Annotated in this window: 9 protein-coding genes; all 9 read right to left on the bottom strand. The window is 64.8% G+C overall.

Translation table 11 applies throughout. The annotated features are described in order from the left end of the window. A partial coding sequence (hflK, locus tag ACEN88_RS17595; RefSeq protein WP_413341571.1) for an FtsH protease activity modulator HflK occupies positions 1–1,295 on the bottom strand: 1,295 nt, incomplete at its 3' end. A gap of 3 nt (positions 1,296–1,298) precedes the next feature. After that, entirely contained in the window at positions 1,299–2,435 is a 1,137-nt protein-coding gene (hflX, locus tag ACEN88_RS17590; protein WP_413341573.1) for a GTPase HflX, read from the bottom strand. A 29-nt stretch (positions 2,436–2,464) separates the two neighbouring features. Next, positions 2,465–2,701 carry an RNA chaperone Hfq gene (gene hfq / locus ACEN88_RS17585; protein ID WP_036168820.1) on the bottom strand — a complete coding sequence of 79 codons (237 nt, stop codon included), beginning with the start codon at positions 2,699–2,701 and terminating at the stop codon, positions 2,465–2,467. 212 nt (positions 2,702–2,913) lie between these two features. Beyond that, the gene (gene der / locus ACEN88_RS17580) at positions 2,914–4,251 is read right to left on the bottom strand and encodes a ribosome biogenesis GTPase Der (RefSeq protein WP_413341570.1); all 1,338 of its coding nucleotides are present in this window, start codon (positions 4,249–4,251) and stop codon (positions 2,914–2,916) included. A gap of 6 nt (positions 4,252–4,257) precedes the next feature. Continuing rightward, a complete protein-coding gene (gene bamB, locus ACEN88_RS17575; RefSeq protein WP_413341569.1) occupies positions 4,258–5,403 on the bottom strand; it encodes an outer membrane protein assembly factor BamB in 1,146 nt (381 codons plus the stop codon). Positions 5,404–5,548: 145 nt separating this feature from the next. Then, positions 5,549–6,202, bottom strand: a complete 654-nt coding sequence (locus tag ACEN88_RS17570; RefSeq protein WP_413341567.1) for a YfgM family protein — start codon at positions 6,200–6,202, stop codon at positions 5,549–5,551. Between the two features lie 90 nt (positions 6,203–6,292). After that, a complete protein-coding gene (hisS, locus tag ACEN88_RS17565; RefSeq protein WP_413341565.1) occupies positions 6,293–7,639 on the bottom strand; it encodes a histidine--tRNA ligase in 1,347 nt (448 codons plus the stop codon). A gap of 100 nt (positions 7,640–7,739) precedes the next feature. After that, the gene (gene ispG, locus ACEN88_RS17560; RefSeq protein ID WP_413341563.1) at positions 7,740–9,002 is read right to left on the bottom strand and encodes a flavodoxin-dependent (E)-4-hydroxy-3-methylbut-2-enyl-diphosphate synthase; all 1,263 of its coding nucleotides are present in this window, start codon (positions 9,000–9,002) and stop codon (positions 7,740–7,742) included. A 16-nt stretch (positions 9,003–9,018) separates the two neighbouring features. Further along, the coding region (locus tag ACEN88_RS17555) for a DUF4115 domain-containing protein (protein WP_413341561.1) at positions 9,019–9,291 on the bottom strand (273 nt) is incomplete at its 5' end.

The following is a 9,291-nucleotide window of genomic DNA, read 5'->3' as shown; positions in this document are numbered from 1 at the left end:
GCAGCCGGCGCCGGCTGCTGCGCCGGCTGCTGCGCCTGCGGCTGCGCCGGGTTCTGCTGCGGTGCCATCATCGGACCGGAATTGGCGCCGCGCGCCGCCTCGTTGGCCGTCGACTGGGCCAGCAGGCGGTCGAGCGGCAGGTAGATCGTGTTGTTGCCGCTCTTGGCGTCGATCATGACCTTGCTGGTGCTGGAAAGGATTTGCTGCATCGTCTCGATATACATGCGGTCGCGCGTGACGGCCGGGGCTTTCGCATACTCGGCCACGATCTTGTCGAAGCGCGCGGCGTTGCCGGTCGCGACGCTCACCACGCTGGCGCGGTACGCCTCGGCATCCTGCAGCAAGCGGGCGGCCTTGCCCTTCGCCTGCGGGATGACCTCGTCGGCAAACGCCTGCGCTTCGCTGCGGGCACGGACACGCTCTTCCTGCGCCTTGCCGGCGTCCTCGAACGCGGCGGCGACCTGGTCGGGCGGCTGCACGGACTGCATCGTCACGCCGACGATCTCCGCGCCCATCTTGTAGCGGTCGGCCAGGCGCTGGATCGCTTCGCGCGCTTCCGCCGCCAGCTTGTCGCGGCCCGTGTACAGGACGGTGTCCATCTTGTTCTGGCCGACGAGTTCGCGCACGACGGTCTCGGCCGAGTCACGGATGGTCTCGACCTGGTCGCGGTTGTTGAACACCCACGCGACCGGGTCCTTGATCTTGTACTGCACGGAGAACTGGACGTCGACGATGTTCTCGTCGCCCGTCAGCATCAGCGCTTCGCTCGGCTGCTTGTTGCGCACATTGGCGCGGTAGCCGATCTCGGTCGTCTGCACTTGCGCCGTGTTGACGGTCTCGTGCGACTGGAACGGCGCGGGCCAGCGCCAGTTGAAGCCGGCGCCCGTGACGTGCGACAGCCGGCCGAACGTCGTGACGATGCCGACCTGCCCTTCCTGCACGATGAACGCGCCGCTGGCAAGCCAGATCAGGAGGGCGATGGCGCCGACGACGGTGGCCGTGAGGCCGACGCCCCGCGCGTCCGGACGGAACGGACCGCCGTCGCCGCCGCGCTTGCCGCCGAACAGCTTGTTGAGGCGCTGGTTGAAATCGCGCCACAGCTGGTCGAGGTCGGGCGGACCGTCGTTGTCGTTCTTGTTGTTATTGTTCGGACGGCGGCCCTCGTTCGACTTGGGGTTGTGGCCCCAGCGCGGATCATTGAGGGAAAAAAGAGGCACGCCGGCCTTGCGCGCGCCGGCGTGACGACCGGTCGGCGCGAGCCGCACGCCGATCCGTTTGATCAGAGAAACAAGCATAGACTAGTGTGGTCCGGGATGGGGAGTCGCGGGCATGAGGTCGGGGTGCTCGTCGACAACCGGCACAACGGCCGGGCTGCCGGCCGCCTCGACGATCGCGTCGCGCAGCAGATCGAGGCCGGCGCCGCTCCTGGCGCTGATGAAAACGCGGCTGATCTTACCATATTCATCACGCTCGATCTCCGGCTCGAGGCCGGCCGCATCGATCTTGTTCCAGACCAGGATTTGCGGGATATGGTCGGCGCCGATCTCGCGCAGGACCTCGTTGACCTGCTCGATCTGCTCCATCCGCACGGGAGAAGCACCGTCGACGACGTGCAGCAGCAGGTCGGCGTGGATGGTTTCTTCCAGCGTGGCGCGGAAAGCGGCGACCAGCTGGTGCGGCAGTTCGCGCACGAAACCGACCGTATCGGACACGACCACGTTGCCGGTATCCGGACCGAGGTACAGGCGGCGCGACGTCGTGTCGAGCGTTGCGAACAGCTGGTTCGCGACGTACACCCCGGCCTTCGTCAGGGTGTTGAACAGGGTCGACTTGCCGGCGTTGGTATAGCCGACGAGCGACACCGAGAAAGTCTGGTTGCGCCCGCGCGAACGGCGCTGGGTCTCGTGCTGCTTGCGCAGCTTGGTGAGACGGGTGCGCAGCATCTTGACGCGCTCGCCGATGAGGCGGCGGTCGGTCTCGAGCTGGGTTTCACCGGGACCGCGCAGGCCGATACCGCCCTTCTGGCGTTCCAGGTGGGTCCAGCCGCGGATCAGGCGCGTGGCCAGGTGCTGCAGCTGGGCCAGTTCGACCTGCAGCTTGCCCTCGTGGCTCTGCGCGCGCTGCGCGAAGATGTCGAGGATCAGGCTGGTACGGTCGACCACGCGCACATTGAGCCGCCGCTCCAGGTTACGCTGCTGGGCGGGCGACAGGGCGTGGTTGAAAATGACGATCTCGACCTTGTCGGCGAGAACGGCCTGCGCGATTTCGTCGGCCTTGCCGCTGCCGACGAAATACGCAGGATCGGGACTGTTGCGCTTTGCTGTGATCGTGCTGATCGGTTCGGCCCCAGCCGAGCGCGCCAGCAGGGCCAGTTCTTCCAGGCTGGCTTTGAAATCGCCAGCGTTGAAATCGATACCGACCAGGGCGGCGCGCATGATGTTGCCGGAAACGTCAGCCATCGACCTCACTCGGCGTCTTGTTCGAGGTTGAGATTGACCGCACGGGCCGGAACGACGGTAGAGATCGCATGCTTGTACACCATCTGGGTGACGGTGTTACGCAGGAGGACGACGTACTGGTCGAAGGACTCGATGTGGCCCTGGAGCTTGATCCCGTTGACCAGGTAGATCGAGACGGGGACGTGCTCTTTGCGCAAGGCGTTGAGGAATGGGTCTTGTAACAGTTGCCCTTTGTTGCTCATGACAGCTCCGTGATGTTGTTGTCGTATAAAAATTGTGGCGGGATGCCGGATTTCAAGTGGCTGCGCCAACATTCTCAAGCTGTGAATGTTCGCCCAAGCTAACTGTAACCTGTTTTGCTCTTTTTTGTCGTACTGCTATGGTTAAAGCTGGCTTAAAAAGTGCCTCGCACGCGTGAAAAACATTTAACACAAATGGTTTTCACGCATTATGGTTATTCCTTGGCGAACGGATTCTTGCCGCTCTTGAGCTCGATGCGCAGCGGCGTGCCAATGAGATCGAACGTATCGCGGAAATGCTTTTCCAGGTAACGCTTGTACGGTTCCGTGACGCCATCCAGCGCATTGCCGTGGATGACGATGATCGGCGGGTTCTGGCCGCCCTGGTGCGCGTAACGCATCTTCGGACGGGTGCTGCCCTTGCGCTTCGGCTCCTGCTTCTCGATCGCTTCCTGCAGCGCGCGCGTCAGGCGCGGCGTGGACAGCTTCGCGGTCGCCGCGGCGTACGCCGTGTCGATCGCCTTCATCAGGTGGTTGATGCCGGTGCCCTTCAGCGCCGAGATGAATTTCGTCTCCGCGAAGTCGAGGAAGTTCAGCTTGCGGTCGATGTCGTTCTTGACCTGGTCGCGCACGTCGGACGTCAGGCCGTCCCACTTGTTGACGGCGACGACGAGCGCGCGGCCCGTCTCCAGGATGAAGCCGGCGATGTGCGCGTCCTGCTCGGAGATGTCCTGCTGCGCGTCCAGCATCAGCACGACGACGTTCGCTTCCGAGATCGACTGCAGCGTCTTCACGACCGAGAACTTCTCGATGGCCTCGAACACCTTGCCGCGGCGGCGGATGCCGGCCGTGTCGATCAGCGTGTAGTGCTTGCCGCCCTTTTCGAACGGGACTTCGATCGAGTCGCGCGTGGTGCCCGGCATGTCGAACGCGATCACGCGCTGCTCGCCGACAAGGGTGTTGATCAGCGTGGACTTGCCGACGTTCGGACGGCCGACCAGCGCGATCTTGACGCCGTAGTCGGCCGGATCGAACTCCTCGGCTTCCTCCGGACGCTGCTGGACGGCGACGTCGATGGCCTCGTTGACGAGGTCCAGCACGCCGTCGCCGTGGGCGGCGGAGATCACGTACGGATCGCCCATGCCCAGCTCATAGAAGTCGGCGGTGACGGACGTGTACTTCATGCCCTCGCTCTTGTTCACGACGAGCATGACCTTGCGGCCCGACTTGCGCAGGAAGTCCGTGATGGTCTTGTCGTGCGGCGTGAGACCCTGGCGGCCGTCCACGATGAACATGACGATATCCGCCTCGGCGACGGCCTGGCGCGTCTGCAGCGCCATCTCGTGCATGATGCCTTCCTTGGCGACCGGCTCGAAACCGCCGGTATCGATGACCAGGAACGGACGTTCGCCCATGCGCCCTTCGCCGTAGTGGCGGTCGCGCGTCAGGCCGGGCAAGTCCGCCACCAGCGCGTCGCGCGAGCGGGTCATGCGATTGAATAAGGTCGACTTTCCGACGTTGGGACGACCTACGAGTGCGATTACCGGCTTCATTGAATCTTATTCGACCGCGATGGCGGTCACGGTTCCATTTTGTGTTTGAAAAATCAGGTTCGAACCGACGACCAGCGGCGTGGATTCGATGGCGCTGCCGTCCGTGGCGGCGCGGGACAGGAACGAGCCGTCCTCGCGCGACAGGAAGTGCACGTAACCCTGGTAGTCGCCGACGGCGACGGCACGGCCGTACGACACCGGCGTGGACAGGCGGCGGTAGGCCAGCTTGTCGTTCTTCCACGCGCTCGTGCCGCTGTCGCGGTTGTACGCGTAGAGGGCGCCCTTGTCGTCCGGGACGAAGACGAAGCGCTGGTCCGCGGCGACGCCGACTTCCGACGACAGGTCGCGGGTCCAGCGCGGGCTGCCCGTGGCCAGGTCGAAGCAGCCGACGCGGCCCTGGTACGACACGGCGCACACGTCGTTGTCGATGACGACCGGCGTGCCGCCCATGTCGGTGACGCGCTCCAGTTCCGTCGCGCCGCGGGCGACGCCGACCTCGATCTCCCAGCGCGGCGCGCCGGTGGCGAGGATCAGCGACATCAGCTTGCCGCCCGGCTGTGCAACCAGCACGTCCTTGTCGTGGATAACCATGCCCGGCGCGAGGCGCAGCGTGAGCGCCGGTGCGTTGCGCTGCACGGTCCACTTCTTCTGGCCCGTCTTCGCGTCGTAGCCGACGATGCGGTTGTCGATGCTGCGCGCGACGACGATGCCCTGGCCCACGACCGGCGACGAGAGGATCTCGGAAGACAGCTGGGCATCCCACAGCTTCTTGCCGTCCATGTCGAACGCCAGCAGCATGCCCTTGGCGCCGCCCAGCACGATGACGCTGCCGTCCGTGCCGACGCCCGCCGTCAGGTCCATGCCGGCCTTCGTGCGCCAGATCTGGCGGCCGGTGGCCGCTTCCGCGCGCACGATGGTGCCGTCGCCCCCGGCCGCGATGATGGTGTTGTCGGCGATGGCGGGCGAGAACATATAGCTCTGCGACTTGCCGACTTCCAGCTTCCACGCCGTGCGCACGGCCATCGAACCTTTCAGGTCGACCAGCGGCGTGGGCTGGTTGCCCTTCGGTTTGGACGCGAACGGATTGAGCGAGGAGCAGCCCGCCATCAGGGCGAACATACCGACACCAACGAGCTTCCGGGTAATACGCATGTCTTATTTACCTTGTTCTTGAATACGTCGTTCCCGCGGAAGCGGGAACCCATGCTGATTTACCGAAGTCGCGACATGTGCGACGTATCGAATTCTGAAACTCAGTATGGATTCCCGCCTGCGCGGGAATGACGGAATTGTTATTTTACGCTGCCGCTTTCTGCGCCGGTGCCGAACCGCCAATGGCGTCCAGCTTGACCTGCACGACCTGGCGACCCGGATGGTTCTTCTCCATCTTGTCGAGCGCCGCCTGGTACGCCGCGCGGGCTTCCGCCAGCTTGTTCTGCGCGACGAGGACGTCGCCCTTGCGGTCCTGCACCTCGGCCGCGAACTGCGCCGGGAACTCGCCGTTCAGCAGCGCCAGCGCCTGGTCGAACGCTTTCTCGTCCAGCAGCACGCCGGACAGGCGCAGCTTCGCGATGGCCTTGTACTCGTCGTCGCCATGATCGACCGCCCATTGCAGCTGGGCCTTCGCGGTTTTCAGGTCGTTCGCGTCGAACGCGGCCTTGGCGGCGGCCAGCGCGGCCATCGGGGCATAGGCGGTCGAGCCGAACTTGTTCTCGATGTCGCCCGTGATGCGCTGGACCTTGGCCGCATCCTTCGCCTGGATCGCTTCGGTCAGGCCGTCATACAGGCCGGACGCTTCCGCAGCCTGCGAGCGCTGATGCGAGCCCCAGAAGTTCCAGGCGGCGTAGCCACCCAGCGCGATGATCAGCACCCAGGTAATCAGGTTGCCAAAGCGGTCCCAGAAGGCCTTGAAATTGGCTATCTGTTCTTGTTCTTCGAGATCGTATGCCATGGACGTTCGTCTTCTTCGTTATCGTGTTGGGAAGTTCCCGCGTGTCTGCGCGGGTTCGGGAAGTTCCCGCGTGTCGGCGCGGGTTCGTAATTATGGATGGTAGTGCACGTGGTCGTGATCGTGGTCGTGATCGTGGCCACCGACGATCTGGTCGACGATGAAGTCGACGGCTTCGTCGAACGGCACGCTCGTCTGCTGCTGGCCGCCTTCGCTGTCACGCAGCGATTTCACGGCGACGACGCCGTTGTTGACCTCGTCCTCGCCGATGATCACGGCGAACGCGGCGCCCGAACCGTCGGCCTTCTTCATCTGGCTCTTGAAGCTGCCCGCGCCGGCCGGGGTCGCGCAGTGCAGGACGACGTCCAGGCCCGCGTCGCGGATGCGCTCGCCGAGGATGAACGCCTTCATCTGCGCGTCTTCACCCTGGTGCACGAGGTAGACGTCACACTGGGCCGGCTCGGCGGGTTCGCCCTGCGCCTTCATCAGCTCGATCAGGCGCTCGATGCCCATCGCGAAGCCGATGCCCGGCGTCGGCTTGCCGCCGAAGGTCTCGATCAGCGGATCGTAGCGGCCGCCCGCGCAGACGGTGCCCTGCGCGCCCAGCATGTCCGTGACCCACTCGAACACGGTGCGGTTGTAGTAATCGAGGCCGCGCACGAGACGCGGGTTGACCGTGTACTGGACATTGTTGGCATCCAGGATCTGCTTGAGTCCCTCGAAGTGCGCGAGCGATTCGCCGCCCAGGTAGTCCAGCAGCTTCGGCGCGTTGTTGACGAGGTCCTGCATCGCCGGGTTCTTCGTGTCCAGGATGCGCAGCGGGTTCGCGTGCAGGCGGCGCTTGGCTTCGGCGTCGAGGACGTCGATGTTCGCTTCGAAGTAGGCGATCAGGTCGGCGCGGTGGCGCTGGCGCTCTTCCGCGTTGCCGATCGAGTTCAGTTCGAGGCGGATGTTGTCGAGGCCTAGGTCGTCCCACAGGCGGCGGCACAGCATGATCAGTTCCGCGTCGATGTCCGGGCCGGAGAAGCCGATGGCTTCCGCGCCGAACTGGAAGAACTGGCGGTAGCGGCCGCGCTGCGGACGCTCGTGGCGGAACATCGGGCCCTTGTACCACAGGCGCTTCGGACCGTCGTAGGCCAGGTTGTGCTCGACGACGGCGCGCACGACGCCGGCCGTGCCTTCGGGACGCAGGGTCAGCTGGTCGCCGTTCATCGAATCGGTGAAGGAATACATCTCCTTCTCGACGATGTCGGTGACGGCGCCGATGGCGCGCGCGAACAGGCCCGTCTCTTCGACGATCGGGGTGACGATCTTCTGGTAGCCGTAGCTCTTCAGCACGGATTCCGCGGTGTTTTCGAACAGTTCCCACAGCGGCGCGTCGGCCGGCAGGATGTCGTTCATGCCTTTGATGGCGACGATTTTCTCTTTTTTCTCGGACATTTCTATTTTCCGTTTCCGTCGTCCCCGCGAAAGCGGGGATCCATGCTGAGGTGACTAAAGATGCTCAGTATGGGTTCCCGCTTTCGCGGGAACGACGTTATTAGCCGTATTTCTTTTGTACGTACTCGAGCACGATCGTCTTGAACTCATCCACGATCCGCTCGCCCCGCAGTGTAGCGACCTTTTGCCCATCCACAAAGACCGGGGCCGCCGGCGATTCGCCCGTGCCCGGCAGCGAGATGCCGATGTTCGCGTGCTTCGACTCGCCCGGCCCGTTCACGATGCAGCCCATCACGGCCACGTTCATCGCTTCGACGCCCGGGTAGGTCTTCTTCCATTCCGGCATCTGCTCGCGCAGGAAGGTCTGGATGTTGTCGGCCAGTTCCTGGAACACGGTCGACGTCGTGCGGCCGCAGCCCGGGCACGCGATCACCATCGGCGTGAACTTGCGGAGGCCCATCGTCTGCAGGATTTCCTGGCCGACAACCACTTCCTTCGTGCGGTCGCCGCCCGGTTCCGGCGTCAGCGAGATGCGGATCGTGTCGCCGATCCCTTCCTGCAGCAGCACGGACAGCGCAGCCGTCGACGCGACGATGCCCTTGCTGCCCATGCCCGCTTCCGTCAGGCCCAGGTGCAGTGCATAGTCGCAGCGCTTCGCGAGTTCGCGGTAGACGGCGATCAGGTCCTGCACGCCCGACACCTTGCACGACAGGACGATCTGGTCGCGCCGCATACCAATTTCTTCGGCGCGCTGCGCGTTCTCGATCGCCGACGTGATCAGCGCTTCGTACATGACGGACTGCGCGCTCCACGGCTGCGCGCGGGCGGCGTTCTCGTCCATGATGCGGGCGAGCAGCGCCTGGTCGAGGCTGCCCCAGTTGACGCCGATGCGCACCGGCTTGTCGTAGCGGATCGCGGTTTCGATCATCTGGGCGAACTGGGTGTCGCGCTTGGCGCCTTGCCCCACGTTGCCCGGATTGATGCGGTATTTCGACAGCGCCTGCGCGCACTCGGGATAATCGCGCAGCAGCAGGTGGCCATTGTAGTGGAAGTCGCCGACGAGGGGGACGTCGACGTCCATCCTGTCGAGCTGTTCGCGGATCGCCGGCACGGCGGCCGCCGCTTCCGGCGTGTTCACGGTAATGCGCACGATCTCGGAACCGGCACGCGCCAGTTCCTTGACCTGGATGGCGGTGCCGATCACGTCGGCCGTGTCCGTGTTCGTCATCGACTGCACGACGACCGGGGCATCGCCACCGACGATCACCTTGCGCGCGCCATGCCGTACGACCACGCCGCGGCTGGCGCGGCGCGCCAGCGGGCCGGAACCGATCGGGTCGTTGGCGTTGTTCGAAAGAGTCATCTCGTTGCTTCCGTTCTTACTGCAAATTCACGCGGGAGATCGTCTTGCCCGGCACTTGCGGCAGGGCGACTGCCGCGCCGCGCAGCGTGGCCGTGACGCCGCCCGGATTGCCGACCGTGACGCGCACCGGCTGGTCGACGCTGACCGTCTCCGTGCTGCCACCCTTGACGAGGCGCGAGAACAGCGGCGCGCCGCCCTTGGCCGGACGGACTTCGATCCACGAATCCTCGCGCACGTTCAGCACGAGGGCGTTGGCGCCGGCTGCGCCGACGCCAGCCGGATGCGGTAC

This window comes from Massilia sp. CT11-108 (genome assembly GCF_047302915.1).
Taxonomy (GTDB): domain Bacteria; phylum Pseudomonadota; class Gammaproteobacteria; order Burkholderiales; family Burkholderiaceae_D; genus Telluria; species Telluria orientalis.
This window is presented reverse-complemented; position numbering and strand designations above follow the sequence as displayed.